The sequence below is a fragment of the Streptomyces sioyaensis genome, assembly GCF_004122735.1.
GTDB classification, from domain to species: domain Bacteria; phylum Actinomycetota; class Actinomycetes; order Streptomycetales; family Streptomycetaceae; genus Streptomyces; species Streptomyces sioyaensis.
The window spans coordinates 1-13,582 of record NZ_SDIF01000013.1 but is presented as its reverse complement, the minus strand read 5'-3'; the positions used below and the strand labels follow the sequence as shown (position 1 = coordinate 13,582).

The window sequence follows — 13,582 nt, the reverse complement described above, 5'->3', positions numbered from 1 at the left end:
GTGAGCCGGACGTGGACGCTGCGGAAGCAGAAGCAGGCCGGTGCGCAGGCCGGCGGGGCCGTCACCGCCGCCGACCGGCGGCAGCTCGCGGCCGGGGCCGGTGCCGGGGCCGGCGGCCAGAACCCCCTGGAGATCCTCAAACGCCGGTTCCACAGCGGTGAGCTCGGCTCGGTACCGGTCGCCCTCGGCCTGGTCGTGGTGTGGATCATCTTCGAGAGCCTCAACGAGAACTTCCTCTCGCCGCGCAATCTGTCCAATCTGAGCGTGGACATCGTCGGTCCCGGAATGATCTCGATCGGCGTCGTCTTCGTGCTGCTGCTCGGCGAGATCGACCTCTCGGTCGGCTCGGTGAGCGGCCTGGCGGCGGCCGTCTTCGCGGTGCTGAGCGTCAACCAGGGCATGCCGGAGGCCCCGGCGCTGGTCCTGGCGGTGCTCGGCGGCACGCTGATCGGGGCCGTACAGGGGTTCTTCCTCGCCAAGGTCGGGGTGCCGGCGTTCGTGGTCACCCTTGCGGGCCTGCTGGGCTGGAACGGCCTGATGCTCTACATCCTGGGCGCCAGCGGCACGATCAATATCGACGAAAACGGTCTGGTCGCGAAGCTGACCAGCTACTACTTCACCAATGTGGCCGCCGCGTACGGCCTGGCGGCGCTCGGCACCGCCGCGTTCTTCCTCGCCTCGTACCACGGTGTGCGGCGGCGCCGGGCGGCCGGTGTGCCCTGCCGGCCGATGAGCGAGATCGTCCTGCGCACGGGCGTGCTGGCGGCGATCTCCCTGGCGGCGGCCTGGGTGCTCAACCAGTTCCTGGGGCTCCCGCTGGCCCTGCTGATCTTCCTCGTGATGCTCGTGGGGCTGGACTACGTCCTGCGCCGCACGCCCTACGGCCGCATGATCTTCGCGCTCGGGGGCAGCGTCGAGGCGTCCCGGCGCACCGGCCTCAATGTGAGCCTGGTGCGGATCTCGGTCTTCATGGTCTCCGGGACGATGGCCGCGATCGGCGGCCTGTTCCTGGCCTCGCGCGTCACCTCGGCGAGCCAGACGTCCGGCGGGGGCAATCTGCTGATGGACGCCATCGCCGCCGCGGTCATCGGTGGCACCAGCCTGTTCGGCGGCCGCGGCCGGACCTGGTCGGCACTGCTCGGCGTCCTGGTCATCCAGTCGATCGCCTCCGGAGTGGCCCTGATGGGCATCCAGACCGCCGTGCAGTTCATGATCACGGGCGGGGTGCTGCTCGTTGCCGTGGTCATCGACTCGCTCTCCCGGCGGGCACAACGGGCGCACGGGCGGGTGTGACGCGCCCCGGGGCGGCGGGAGTTTGAGCCCCGGCCGGCCGCGGAACACCTCAGCCGATGTCCGCGATCCTGCACGCCCTGTCCGTCACCGGATCCATGACCTGGGAAATCACCTGGGCGCTGATCCTGGGCTTCGCGCTGTCCGCGGTCGTCCAGGCCGTGGTGCACCGCTCCACCGTGCTCGGCCTGCTCGGCGACGACCGGCCCCGCACCCTGGCGATGGCCTCCGCGCTGGGCGCCGCGTCCTCGTCCTGCTCGTACGCCGCGGTCGCACTGGCCCGCTCGCTCTTCCTCAAGGGAGCGAACTTCACGGCCGCGATGGCGTTCGAGATCGCCTCCACGAACCTGGTGATCGAACTCGGCGTGATCCTGGCACTGTTGATGGGGTGGCAGTTCACGGCCGCCGAGTTCATCGGCGGCCCGGTCATGATCGTGCTGCTGGCCCTGCTGTTCCGCCTCTTCCTGCGGGACACCCTGCTGAGCCCGGCCCGCCGGCAGGCCGAACGGGGGCTGGCCGGGTCGATGGAGGGGCATGCCGCCATGGACATGTCCGTACGCCGCGGCGGGTCCTTCGCCCGGCGGCTGTTCTCCGCCGAGGGATACACCTCGACCTCGCACGTCTTCGTCATGGAGTGGGCCGCGATCCTCAAGGACCTGGTGATCGGCCTGCTGATCGCCGGCGCCATCGCCGCCTGGGTCCCGGACAGCTTCTGGCGCGCCTTCTTCTTCGAGGGGCACCCGCTGGCCGCGAAGCTGTGGGGGCCGCTGATCGGCCCGTTGGTGGCGATCGCCTCGTTCGTCTGCTCCATCGGCAATGTGCCGCTGGCGGTGGTGCTGTGGAAGGGCGGTATCAGCTTCGGCGGGGTGGTCGCCTTCATCTTCGCCGACCTGCTGATCCTGCCGATCCTGCACATCTACCGGAAGTACTACGGGATCAGAATGGCCCTCTTCCTGCTGGCCACCTTCTACGCGGCCATCGTGGTGGCGGGCTATTTCGTGGAATTCACCTTCGGCGCACTGGGGCTGATTCCCCGTCAGGCCGACGCCACGATCCCCATGTCCGGCGTCTCCTGGGACTACACCACCTGGCTGAACATCGCCTTCCTTCTGCTCGCCGCCGCCCTGGTCCACCGCTTCCTGCGCACCGGGGGCCGGTCCATGCTCCGCGTGATGGGCGGCGCCCCGCCCGACAGCCGGGGGACGCACCCCGTGCCCGACGACAGCGGTCGCGGCCCGCACTGACGAAGGTCGGTCGGTCAAAGGACGAAAGTCCGATGCCCCGGCGACCGGTGCCGCGCACGGTGGGTTGTAGGCGCGGACCTTTCTAGCGCGTCAGAACGGACAGAAACCATGAAGGATGTCGTCACCGCAGGGGTGGACGGAACGCCCGAATCCCTGTCGGCAGTCCTGTGGGCGGCACGGGAGGCCCAACTGCGGCAGGCGCCTCTGCGGCTGCTGCACGCGTGGGTGCTGCTGGCGCCGGAGCCGGAGCGCCGCCCGCCCACAGACCGGGACCAGAACTACTGGCCGCACCGGATGATGCACGCGGCGGCCGCGGAGGTGCGCACCCGCTTCCCTGACCTCCCGGTGGAGATGATGCTGGTGCCCAAGGACCCGCTGGACGCCCTCCGGGAGGCCGCGGAGGTGTCGGACCTGCTGGTCCTCGGCGCCAAGGACCTGGGCCCGGTGTCCCGCTACGCCCTCAGCGAGCTGGGGTTGAAGCTGGTGCCGTGCACCGATGCCCCCACGGTTCTGGTGCACGCCCGGCAGGAGGCCACGGCCCAGCGGGACCGGGCCGTGCTGGTGGGGCTGAGCCTGCACGACCCGTGTGTGTCTCTGCTCGATTTCGCCTTCGCCGCCGCCTCCCGGCGGCAGACCACCCTGCGGGTCCTGCACGGCAGGCACCTGCCCTCGTACGCGTACAACCGCGGCGGCGGGGTGGAGGCGAGCGCCGCCCGGGAAGCGGCGCACGATGCCCGCCAGGAGCTGTCCGCGGCCCTGGAACCGTGGCGCGAAAAGTACCCGGACCTGCCCGTGGACCACCAGGTGGCCATGCAAGGACCGGTGCCCGCGCTGGTGCACCACGCCGCGGACGCGGAGCTGCTCGTCATCGGCCGCCGGCACCGGCACCGGCACCGGCTGCCGGGCCCGCGGATCGGCCGGGTCGTCCAGTCGGTCGTCCACCGCGCGCCGTGTCCGGTGGCCGTGGTGCCGCACGAAGGGACACCGTCCAGGGGCTGAGACGGCCCGCGACCGCGGGAGGACGCCCCGCCCCGGAAGGCGGATGATGGCGGTGAGGGCGCTGACGGCCGGGACCGGCTGCCGGCGGGGGGCGGCGGGCGGCCCGGTCGCGCCCGTCCGCGGGCTCCGGCGGCGGTGCCCCGGGAAGGAAGCGGAGGCAATCCATGGGACACACAGTCGAGTGGCCCGTCCGGCTGTACCTCGTCGAGGAGGACGGGAGGACCACGGCGCGGGTGGCGCTGCACACCGGCAACACCACGCTGCACGGCACCACCACGCTCACCGGGCACGGCACGGCCCGGTGCAGCCCCGACGACCAGGACGTACCGGAGATCGGGGACGAGCTCGCGGTCGGGCGGGCGATGCGGGACCTCGCCGGGAAGCTGCTGCGGGCGGCCGACAAGGACCTCGAAGGCGTCGGCGCCGCACCGCCCCGGCCCGAGCAGCGCGTGGCCTACGGCTGGACGAGTGCGATGGCGTGAGCCCGGTGCGGGCCGGCCACCGTCCGGCCGGGGCCCGCCCGCGGAAGGGAGTCGGCCATGTCGGACGCGACGACCACCGACCTGTACGAAGTGACCATGGCCCTGTCGTACCTCCGCGAGGGCATGACGCGGCCGGCGACCTTCAGCTGCTTCGTGCGGGCGCTGCCACCGGACCGGGGCTTTCTGATCGCCGCCGGGGCCGAGACCGTCCTCGATTACCTCTCCGACTTCCATCTCGGACACGAGGACGTCGAGGTGTTCGCCGAGGCGCTGCAACGACCGGCCGAGGAGCTGGCGCCGCTGCTGGACCTGCGCTTCACCGGCGAGGTCCGGGCCGTGCCCGAGGGGCGTGTCGTACTCGCGGGTGAGCCGCTGCTGGAGATCACCGCTCCGCTGCCGCAGGCGCAGCTCGTGGAGACCTGCGTGCTCAACCACCTCAGCCACCAGACGGCCATCGCCTCGAAGTGCATCCGCTGTGTGATCGCCGCGCAGGGATGCGACCTCGTGGACTTCTCGCTGCGGCGTACCCACGGGACCGCGGCCGCCCACCAGGTGGCCCGGCTGGGGGCGATGACCGGCTTCGTGGGCACCAGCAATGTGGCGGCGGCGCACGCGGAGGATCTGACGGCGGTGGGGACGATGGCGCACTCGTACATCGAGGCGTTCGAGGACGAGGAAGCGGCCTTCACCGCGTTCGCGCTGTGCCATCCCGGACCGGTGACCTTCCTGGTGGACACCTACGACACCGAGTCCGGCGTCGCGGCGGCGGCGCGGGTGCTGAACGCGCTGGGGCGCGGCGACGGCTCGGCCATCCGTCTGGACAGCGGTGACCTCGCGGAACTCGCCCGCCGGGCGCGCGCGATCCTCGACAACGCGGGGCTGCCACAGGTGCGCATCGTCGCCAGCGGCGGGCTGGACGAGTACGCCGTGCACGACCTGCGGCGCGCGGGGGCACCGATCGACGTCTACGCGGTGGGCACCCGCGTCGGGGTCAGCGCCGACGCTCCCGCACTGGATTCCGCGTACAAGCTGGTCGCCTACGACGGCCGCCCGGTGATGAAGCTCTCGGCGGCGAAGCTGACCGCCCCGGGCCGCAAGCAGGTCTTCCGCCGTCCCGGCTGCCACGACGTGCTCGGCCTGGCCGACGAGCCGCTCCCGGCGGGCAGCACACCGCTGCTGGAGACGCTGATGCGGGACGGCCGGCGCGGTACGGCGCGCGGCCGGCTCGACGAGGCCAGGCGGCGGGTCGTGGCCGATGTCGCGGAGCTGCCCGCCACGGCCCGGTACATCCGGTCGCCGCACGCCGCGCGGCCGAAGATGTCGCGGCGGCTGTCCACCCTGACCGAACGCGTCCGGCGGCGGATCGAGCGGGAGGTACTGGCCCCGTTCGGCACGCACGCCTGAGCCCTCGGGGGCAGGTGTCCGTACCGTCGAGGCATGGCGGAGAAGCAGCGCGGCAACGGGCCCCGGAAGCTGTCACGGTCGCGGTACGAGCAGGAGCTCTACCGACTGCAGACGGAGCTGGTCAAGCTCCAGGAGTGGGTCCGCAGTGAAGGCGTCCGGCTGGTCGTGGTCTTCGAGGGGCGGGACGCGGCCGGCAAGGGAAGCACGATCAAGCGGGTCACGCAGTACCTCAACCCCCGGGTGGCGCGGATCGTGGCCCTGCCGCGGCCCACCGAGCGGGAGCGCACCCAGTGGTACTTCCAGCGCTATGCGGAACACCTTCCGGCGGCGGGCGAGATGGTGCTGTTCGACCGCAGTTGGTACAACCGGGCCGGTGTCGAGCGGGTCATGGGGTTCTGCACGCCGGCGGAGCACCAGCGGTTTCTGCGCCAGTGCCCGGTCTTCGAGCGGATGCTGGTGGAGGACGGGATCCTGCTGCGCAAGTACTGGTTCTCGGTGAGTGACGAGGTCCAGGAGCAGCGTTTCCGGCGCCGGCTGACGGACCCGGCACGCCGCTGGAAGCTCTCCTCCATGGATCTTGAGTCGCTGACCCGCTGGGAGGAGTATTCGCGGGCCAAGGACGAGATGTTCGTCCACACGGACATCGCGGAGTCCCCCTGGTACGTCGTCGAGAGCGACGACAAGCGGCGGGCCCGGCTGAACATGATCGCCCATCTGCTGTCGACCGTGCCCTACCACGAGATCGCCCCGCCCGCGCTGGACTGGCCGCCGCGGCCGGCGGCCACCGGCTACCAGCGGCCGCCCCGGGACCTCCAGACGTATGTGCCCGATCATGCGGCCCGGCTGGAGGGGTGAGGCGCCGCCGTCACAGGTGCCGCGGTACGACCGCCACGGGGCAGGCGGCGTGGCACAGCGCGTGGTGCGCCACCCGGCCGGGCTGGAGCCCGGAGCGGCCGCGGGGCCGCCGCACCCCCACCACCAGCAGATCCGCGGCGGCCGCGCGGTGCACCAGCACCTTGTGGGCCGGCCCCTCGACGGTGGCGCGGCGCACCCGCACCGCCGGATGGTCCCCGGCCGCCTGTTCCAGCGCCTCGTCCAGCAGCTCCGCCGCCCGCTTCTCCCGGTCGTTGCGGGAGCCCGCGGCGGGCGGCGGGGCCTGGTCGGTCCCATGGGCGGGGAGCGGCCAGGCGCAGACGGCCATGAGCAGGCACTGCCGGGCCTCGGCCTCGCGGAACGCGAAGCGGGCGGCCGTCGCGGCGGTGGCCGGGTCGTCGATCCCGAGGAGGATGCGCCCGTGCGTGCCCGCCAGTCCGGCCGGGTCGCCGCGCACCACGATCACCGGGCACTTGGCGCGGGCCGCGACCGTCACGCCGACCGACCCCAGCAGCAGACCGGCGATCTCGCCGCGCCCCCGTGACCCCAGGACCAGCGCCGAGGCAAGGAGCCCCTCGTTGAGCAGGGTGGTGACCGCGTCGCCGGGCAGCACCTCCGCCGTGAGGGGGACGTCCGCGTTCCGCCGGCGGGCGTGTGCGACGGCCGAGTCCACCACGGCCTCCTCCAGCACCTGCTCGCCGGGGCGTTCCGCGCCCTGGGCGAGCGACGCTCCCTCGTAGCGCTCCCAGCTGGAGGCGTGCACGATCCGCAGCGGGAGCCCGTGGCGGGCCGCCTCGTCCACCGCCCAGTCCAGCGACCGGACGGCGGAGTCCGACCCGTCGGTCCCCACGACCAGCGGATGCTCCATCCCCGCCACTTCCTTCCGGGCATCGGCGACGACGTGGTGCGTACTGCCACCGTCGCACCGTGCGCCGCGGTGTGCACGACCTGCGAGGACGGCGCCCGGGCCGCCCGCGGGCGCTGCCCCGGCTGCCCGGGCGGCCCCCTGTCCGTACCGGCGCGGCCCGTGCCCCGGCTTCCCCGGGCCGCGTCCCGAGCAGCCCCCGGGGAGGGCCGTTCGGCCCCTCCTGCCGGTCCCGTACGGCATGCCACGGTCGGGAGAGGCAGGGGGTGCGTGATGGCTCTGGGCACCAGGCTCCGGCCGTGGCGGCGCGGTCCGCTCCGCCGGCGTTCGGATGTGGTGGAGACCTGGCTGGCGCTGGTCACCGGCGCGCTGATCGTGGTGGGCGCACCGGCCGCCGGACTGGCGGCCGCCCACGCGGTGGACGACGGCGCGGCACGGCAGCCACCGGGCCGGCACACCGTCTCGGCCGTGCTGACCGAGGACCCGCCGGCCCGCATCGGGGTGGACACCTCGGGGGGCCTCGGCACCCGCACCCACGCCACGGTGCGCTGGACGGCCGCCGACGGCCGGACCAGGACGGGGCTGACGACGGTGGCGCCGGACCTGCGGGCCGGCGACCGGACGTCCGCCTGGCTCGACCGGCACGGGAGCCTGCTCCGCGACCCCGTCACCCCCGGCGGGGTCAGGAGCGGGAGCATCGCGGTCGGCACCGTGACCGGGACCTCGGCCGGTCTGCTGCTCTTCGGCGCCGAGCGCGCCGGCCAGGCCCTGCTGAACCGCCGGCGCTACGACCGGTGGGAGCGGGAGTGGGCGGCCGAAGACCCCCGGTGGGGTCGGCCGGCGGCGTGACGCACGGCTGGGCGGCCGCGCCGTACCGCCGTCGGCGGGCGTGCGGCGGTATCGCCCCCGGGCGACGGTTACGGGCTGTCCGTGTGGCGCGCCCCCGGCCCGTAGCCGTGGTGCCATGGAAGGGACACTCCGACGAACGGAACCGTCACCATGACCGGTGCGCCGTCCCTGGCAGCGCCGCTGCGCTCGCTGCGGGCCGTGGTCTTCGACACCGACGGGGTCATCACCGACTCCGCCGCCGTGCACGCCGCGGCCTGGAAGGACGCCTTCGACGCGGCCCTGTCGGCCGCGGGCGGACAGCGCCCCTTCGATCCGGTGGACGACTATCTGCGGTACGTCGACGGCCGCGCACGGGAGGACGGGGCGGCCGCGTTCCTGCGCTCCCGGGGCCTTGAGCTGCCGCTCGGCGAGGTGGACGACGCCCCGGGCACCGCCACCGTCCGCGCCGTCGCGGCCCGTAAGGACGAGCTGTTCACCGCGCGGCTGCGCACCCGTGCCATCGCCACCTGGCCCGGCACCGTGCGCCTGCTGCACGCGCTGCGGGACCGGGGGGTGCCGTGCGCCGCGGTCTCCGCGTCCCGTCATGCGACCGAGCTGCTCTCCGCGGCGGAGGTGCTCGGGCTCTTCGACGCCGTGGTGGACGGCAACGAGGCACGCCGGCTGGAACTGCCGGGCAAACCCGACCCGGCGCTCTTCGTGGAGGCGGCGCGACGGCTCGGGGTCCCGCCCCATGACACCGCCGTGGTGGAGGACGCCCTGGCCGGTGTCGAGGCCGGCCGCCGCGGCGGATTCGGCCTGGTGGTGGGCGTGGACCGGACGGCCGGACCGCACAGCGCCGCCGCCCTGCGCCGGCGCGGCGCCGATGTCGTGGTGTCCGACCCCGGCGAGCTGCTGCGCTCCGGGGAGGGCGGATGACGCGCGCGTGGACCTGGTCGTACGAGGGGTACGACGCGGACACGGAACGGCTGCGCGAATCGCTCTGTGCGCTCGGCAACGGCTACTTCGTCACCCGCGGCGCGGCCACCGAGGAGCTCTTCGGCCCGGCGCACTACCCGGGCACCTACGCCGCCGGCTGCTACAACCGGCTCACCTCGACCGTGGACGGCCACACCGTCGAGAACGAGGACATGGTCAACCTGCCCAACTGGCTCCCGCTGCGCTACCGGATCTGCCCCGCCGACACGGCTCCCGGCCCCTGGCTCTCCCCCGACCACGCCTTTCTGACGGAGCACCGGCAGACCCTGGACCTGCGGCACGGCACCCTGACCCGCTGGTCGTGCTACGAGGACGAGGCCGGCCGGCGGCTGAGCGTGGAGCAGGGCCGGCTGGTGCACATGGGAGATCCCCATCTGGCCGCGCTGCGCACGTGTTTCACCGCGCACGGCTGGTCGGGGGCCGTAGAGGTGGAGTCCGGGATCGACGGCGCGGTCCGCAACGCCGGAATCGCGCGCTACCAGGGCCTGGCGGACCAGCATCTGACGGGATGGGACACCGGCGACGAGCGGCCGGACATCGTGTGGCTGAGCTGCCGGACGCTCGACTCGGACATCCGGATCGCGCTGGCCGCCCGTACCCGCGCCTCCGCAGGCCGCGGCCGGATGCCCCGCCCGCAGCTCTCCTCCCTGCAGGCCTTCCACTCGCTGGTGGTGCCCGTCACCGCCGAGGTGCCCGCGGTCGTGGAGAAGACGGTGACGCTGTACACCTCCCGCGACCCGGCCATCGACAGCCCGCTGCACGCGGCGGTGGACGGTGTGGTCCTGGCGCCGCACTACCGGCAGCTGCGCGCTTCGCACCGCCGTGCCTGGGAGAACCTGTGGCGGCAGGCCAAGCTGGAGGTCCCCGGGGAGGCCGGCGGCATCCTGCGGCTGCACCTCTTCCACCTCCTGCAGACCCTCTCCCCGCACACCGCGGAGCTGGACGTCGGGGTGCCGGCCCGGGGGCTGCACGGTGAGGCCTACCGCGGGCATGTCTTCTGGGACGAGCTGTTCGTCCTGCCGTTTCTGAACCTGCACCTCCCGCAGGTCTCCCGCGCCCTGCTCGACTACCGCTACCGGCGGCTGCCCGCCGCCTGCCACGCGGCACGGGAAGCCGGCCGTGCCGGGGCGATGTACCCGTGGCAGAGCGCCGGTGACGGCCGCGAGGAGACCCAGCAGCTGCATCTCAACCCGCGCTCGGGGCGCTGGCTGCCCGACCACTCCCGGCTCCAGCACCACGTCGGATCGGCGATCGCCTACAACGTGTGGCAGTACGGACAGGCCAGCGGCGACACGGAGTTCCTGCACACCAGGGGCGCGGAGATGCTCCTACAGATCGCCCGCTTCTGGGCGGCGGCCGCGGACTGGGACGCCGCCCTCGGCCGGTACCGGATCCGCGGGGTCGTCGGTCCCGACGAGTACCACGACAGCTATCCGGGGGCCGCCGCGCCGGGGGTGGACGACAACGCCTACACCAATGTCACCGCGGCCTGGGTGCTGCTGCGCGCCCTCGATCTGTGCCGCACGCTCCCCGAGGCCCATCAGCGGCAGCTGTCCGAACGCCTCCAGCTCGACCCGGAGGAGCCCGAGCGCTGGGACGACATCGCGCACCGGCTCCATGTGCCCTACCACCACGGCGTGATCAGCCAGTTCGCCGGGTACGAGAAGCTCGCCGAGCTGGACTGGGACGGCTACCGGCAGCGTTACGGCGACATCCGCCGGCTGGACCGGATCCTGGAGGCGGAGGGCGACACCGTCAACCGCTATCAGGCCTCGAAGCAGGCCGATGTGCTGATGCTGGGCTATCTCTTCTCGCCGGCGGAACTCGCCTCGGTGTTCCGCCTGTTGGGCTGCCCGCTCGACGACGACATCTGGCACGCCAGCGTCGACTACTACCTGCACCGCACCACGCACGGCTCCACGCTCAGCGCTCTGGTCCACGCCTGGGTCCTGGCCCGGGTACACCGTCCCGACGCCTGGACGTACTGCGAGGAGGCACTGACCGGGGACGTGGCGGACGTCCAGGGCGGCACCACCGCGGAGGGCATCCACCTGGGCGCGATGGCCGGCACCCTGGACTTCGTCCAGCGCGGCATGACCGGCCTGGAGACCCGTGACCAGGCCCTCTGGCTCGATCCGGCGCCGCTGCGCGAGCTGTCGAAGTTCGGGGTCCGCTTCCGCTACCGCCGCCACTGGGACATCGATCTGCGCATCCGTCCCGAGCAGGTACGGATCGCGGTACCGGCCTCCGAGAACCCCCCGGTGCGGGTCAAGCTGCGCGACCGCTCGTTCGCGCTGGCCCCCGGTACGTCCCGCCGGCTCGACCTGCCCGAGGAACGCTGAGGGCAGGGCGGTGGCCCGGCCCGTCCCGCGGACGAGCCGGGCCACCGCCGGTCGAGGCTCCGTCAGCGTCGCAGCGGACCCTCACAGCTGAAGTCCGCGGTGCCGGCCCGGCCCGAGGACCAGACGTCGGTGGGCCCGAAGGAGCAGTTCATGTCGTTGAAGTTGTTCCCGGCGGGCTTGGTGCGCTCCAGGATGAAGTAGTCGACGGTGTCGGACATGTCCTTGAAGATCTGGTCGGGGCTGCCGGAGTTGGCGAGGTTGGCGGTGATCCGGCCGGTGCACAGGAAGCGGCCGGTGCCCGGGTCGCCCTCGTCCTTGCAGGTGGGCGTGTTGGACGTGGCGGCGGCGAAGGCGCCGCGGACCTCGTCGGGGGTGGCGAACTTCAGCGAACCGTTGGGCGTGAACGCCGTGTTCGGCACATAGAGATCGTCGAGCTGGGCGATCTGGGTGTCGAGGAATGCGTCGTACTGCTGCTGGAGCCCCACGTCGGATCCCATGCGATTCCGCCAGTCGTCGAACGCGGCCGGGTCGTCGTCCCGCAGATGCCGGTACATCTCCTGGAGTTTCGCCGGGTAGGTGCGCCACAGGAACTCGAAGAACGTCCCGGCGTAGGAGTAGAACCGGAAGCCGTCCCGGTCGTAGGTCGCGTGCAGCATCTGGTCGATGGTCATGCGGGGGGTGCCGCCGGCGGTGTCCGCGACGATGTCGCGGACCAGGGACTTGCGTACGGCGATGCCGTGGTCGCGGGTCGAGCCGTCGAAGAACTCGGCACTGCCCTCGTCCATGGCGGTGGTGCGGTCGCCCTGGTACCAGGGCCCCTCGCCGAAGAAGCCGGGTACGGCGAAACGGCCGTTGAGGTAGTGGACGTACTCGTGCCGGAAGAGCTCTTCGAGGGTGAGGCGGGAGTCCTGGGGGACGCGGCGCTGGTAGGTGTAGAAGGTGGCGCCCTGCTCTATGTAGACGCCGCCGTTGTTCGTGCCCATGCCGGTGAGCAGCGGGTGGTAGACCTCGTAGTCGTGGCGTGAGGCGTACAGGACGATGGTGAGCGTGGTGTTGGGGTCGCCGGCCAGCGGCGTCTCGGTGCCGATCACCCGGTGGAACTGCGCCCTGACCTGCTTGGACGCATAGTAGAGCTGGTCGACGACGGCGCGGTCGAGGGCGGTGCGGACCTTGATGCCGCCGTTGTCGTAGGAGTACGTGTGCGGGAAGATCCGCTTTTCGATGTCCTCCTTGCACACGGCATAGGGCTTGCAGGCGTTGAAGTAGTTGAGCCAGCTCGCGACCTTGGCCCAGGGCTCGCTGCCGTCGCCGAAGTTCCGCACGAGGGGGCCGAGCAGGGCTCCCAGGTCGGCGATGATGGCCCGCTTGAGGGAGGCGATCTCGCCGAAGCGGCCGTACTCCCCGAGCGCGTCGCGGACGACCCAGGCGTTGGGCGTGTCCTTGAGGTGGGTGTACGTGGCGAAGGCCTTGAAGACGGCGCGGTATCCGGGGTCGGTGGCGGCCGCGTACTGGAAGGCGGTGTCCTTGTTGCCGGGGTAGACCCCCAGGTAGTTCACGGAGAGCGCGGCGAGGGCGGCGTTGCCCCAGGCCGCGTCCTTGTGGGTGGCGGTGTGCGCGGGGTCCATGGTGGCCAGGACCCGTTCGATCAGGTCGAGTTGATGCTGCCGCAGCCCCGGGGCGCTGGCGGCGTAGAGCGCTTCGCGCAGGGTGTCGGCGTTGGTGCGGGTGACGTCGAAGGTGCGGGCCGCGGTGCCGAAGGCGTCGACCGCGCGCCGTACGGCGTCGACGGTGGGGGCGTCGGTGGTGTCGATCTCGGCGTGCGAGAAGTCCTGGTAGGCCACCGCGTGCAGATACGTGAACATCTCGTACAGGTGGCTGGTGTTCTTGCCGTCGTGGGCGACGGCCAGGCCGGTGATGCGGCGGGCCACGGCCTGGACGTGCGCGTCGGACATGACCGGGATCAGCCGGGGGTCCCAGGTCCACAGGAGGCCGCGCAGACAGACGTCGGCGGTGACGGCCGGGTCGGCGAGGAAGTCCGCGAACCGCTCGGGGCTCAGGCCGGTGATGCCGTCGAGGGTGCAGGGCGCGACGGCGGATCTCCCCTGGTGCGGCGCGGTGGGCGGTCTGGTCTGCGGGCCCGGGATGCCGTCCCTTCCGACGAGGGAGCGGGGCGCGGGCGCGGGCGCGGCGGTGAACTTGGGTGCCTTGGCGAGGCGTTGGGTCTGGTCGAAGGGGTGGGGAGTGGCCGCCGCGCCCGCG

The 13,582-nt window shown here is 72.6% G+C and carries 11 protein-coding genes; 9 read left to right on the top strand and 2 right to left on the bottom strand.

What is annotated here, in order from left to right; genetic code table 11:
• From EST54_RS07045 to ppk2, 6 genes are all read left to right on the top strand, one after another.
• Nucleotides 1-1,293, top strand: coding sequence for a sugar ABC transporter permease (locus EST54_RS07045; RefSeq protein ID WP_129246139.1), 1,293 nt, complete (start codon nt 1-3; stop codon nt 1,291-1,293).
• Nucleotides 1,294-1,349: 56 nt separating this feature from the next.
• Nucleotides 1,350-2,534 carry a permease gene (locus tag EST54_RS07040; protein ID WP_129246137.1) on the top strand — a complete coding sequence of 395 codons (1,185 nt, stop codon included), beginning with the start codon at nt 1,350-1,352 and terminating at the stop codon, nt 2,532-2,534.
• Nucleotides 2,535-2,642: 108 nt separating this feature from the next.
• On the top strand, nt 2,643-3,533 hold the full coding sequence (locus EST54_RS07035; RefSeq protein ID WP_129246135.1) for a universal stress protein: 891 nt from the start codon (nt 2,643-2,645) through the stop codon (nt 3,531-3,533).
• A gap of 164 nt (nt 3,534-3,697) precedes the next feature.
• Entirely contained in the window at nt 3,698-4,015 is a 318-nt protein-coding gene (locus EST54_RS07030) for a dsRBD fold-containing protein (protein ID WP_129246133.1), read from the top strand.
• A 57-nt stretch (nt 4,016-4,072) separates the two neighbouring features.
• The gene (locus EST54_RS07025) at nt 4,073-5,419 is read left to right on the top strand and encodes a nicotinate phosphoribosyltransferase (protein WP_129246131.1); all 1,347 of its coding nucleotides are present in this window, start codon (nt 4,073-4,075) and stop codon (nt 5,417-5,419) included.
• Nucleotides 5,420-5,452: 33 nt separating this feature from the next.
• Nucleotides 5,453-6,274, top strand: coding sequence for a polyphosphate kinase 2 (gene ppk2, locus EST54_RS07020; protein ID WP_129246129.1), 822 nt, complete (start codon nt 5,453-5,455; stop codon nt 6,272-6,274).
• A 10-nt stretch (nt 6,275-6,284) separates the two neighbouring features.
• Here the strand turns inward: ppk2 and EST54_RS07015 are convergent, their stop codons facing one another.
• On the bottom strand, nt 6,285-7,160 hold the full coding sequence (locus tag EST54_RS07015; protein ID WP_129246127.1) for a universal stress protein: 876 nt from the start codon (nt 7,158-7,160) through the stop codon (nt 6,285-6,287).
• A 270-nt stretch (nt 7,161-7,430) separates the two neighbouring features.
• Between EST54_RS07015 and EST54_RS07010 the strand changes: the two genes are divergently transcribed.
• The 3 genes from EST54_RS07010 to EST54_RS07000 all read left to right on the top strand — a co-directional run bounded on the left by EST54_RS07010 (nt 7,431) and on the right by EST54_RS07000 (nt 11,323).
• On the top strand, nt 7,431-8,006 hold the full coding sequence (locus tag EST54_RS07010; RefSeq protein WP_239012564.1) for an Rv1733c family protein: 576 nt from the start codon (nt 7,431-7,433) through the stop codon (nt 8,004-8,006).
• A gap of 150 nt (nt 8,007-8,156) precedes the next feature.
• Nucleotides 8,157-8,921 (top strand): HAD family hydrolase, encoded by a 765-nt coding sequence (locus EST54_RS07005; RefSeq protein ID WP_129246125.1) that lies wholly within the window; start codon nt 8,157-8,159, stop codon nt 8,919-8,921.
• The gene (locus EST54_RS07000; protein WP_129246123.1) at nt 8,918-11,323 is read left to right on the top strand and encodes a glycoside hydrolase family 65 protein; all 2,406 of its coding nucleotides are present in this window, start codon (nt 8,918-8,920) and stop codon (nt 11,321-11,323) included. The genes EST54_RS07005 and EST54_RS07000 overlap by 4 nt, the downstream gene beginning before the upstream one ends.
• 62 nt (nt 11,324-11,385) lie before the next feature.
• Here EST54_RS07000 and EST54_RS06995 read toward each other — a convergent pair.
• The coding region (locus EST54_RS06995; protein WP_129246121.1) for a collagenase at nt 11,386-13,582 on the bottom strand (2,197 nt) is incomplete at its 5' end.

What these genes read in the sequence shown, in the direction of transcription:
- EST54_RS07040 (WP_129246137.1), top strand. Translation starts at nt 1,350, where the DNA reads ATGTCCGCGATCCTGCACGCCCTGTCCGTCACCGGATCCATGACCTGG.
- EST54_RS07035 (WP_129246135.1), top strand. Translation starts at nt 2,643, where the DNA reads ATGAAGGATGTCGTCACCGCAGGGGTGGACGGAACGCCCGAATCCCTG.
- EST54_RS07030 (WP_129246133.1), top strand. Translation starts at nt 3,698, where the DNA reads ATGGGACACACAGTCGAGTGGCCCGTCCGGCTGTACCTCGTCGAGGAG.
- EST54_RS07025 (WP_129246131.1), top strand. Translation starts at nt 4,073, where the DNA reads ATGTCGGACGCGACGACCACCGACCTGTACGAAGTGACCATGGCCCTG.
- ppk2 (WP_129246129.1), top strand. Translation starts at nt 5,453, where the DNA reads ATGGCGGAGAAGCAGCGCGGCAACGGGCCCCGGAAGCTGTCACGGTCG.
- EST54_RS07015 (WP_129246127.1), bottom strand. Translation starts at nt 7,160, where the DNA reads ATGGAGCATCCGCTGGTCGTGGGGACCGACGGGTCGGACTCCGCCGTC.
- EST54_RS07010 (WP_239012564.1), top strand. Translation starts at nt 7,431, where the DNA reads ATGGCTCTGGGCACCAGGCTCCGGCCGTGGCGGCGCGGTCCGCTCCGC.
- EST54_RS07005 (WP_129246125.1), top strand. Translation starts at nt 8,157, where the DNA reads ATGACCGGTGCGCCGTCCCTGGCAGCGCCGCTGCGCTCGCTGCGGGCC.
- EST54_RS07000 (WP_129246123.1), top strand. Translation starts at nt 8,918, where the DNA reads ATGACGCGCGCGTGGACCTGGTCGTACGAGGGGTACGACGCGGACACG.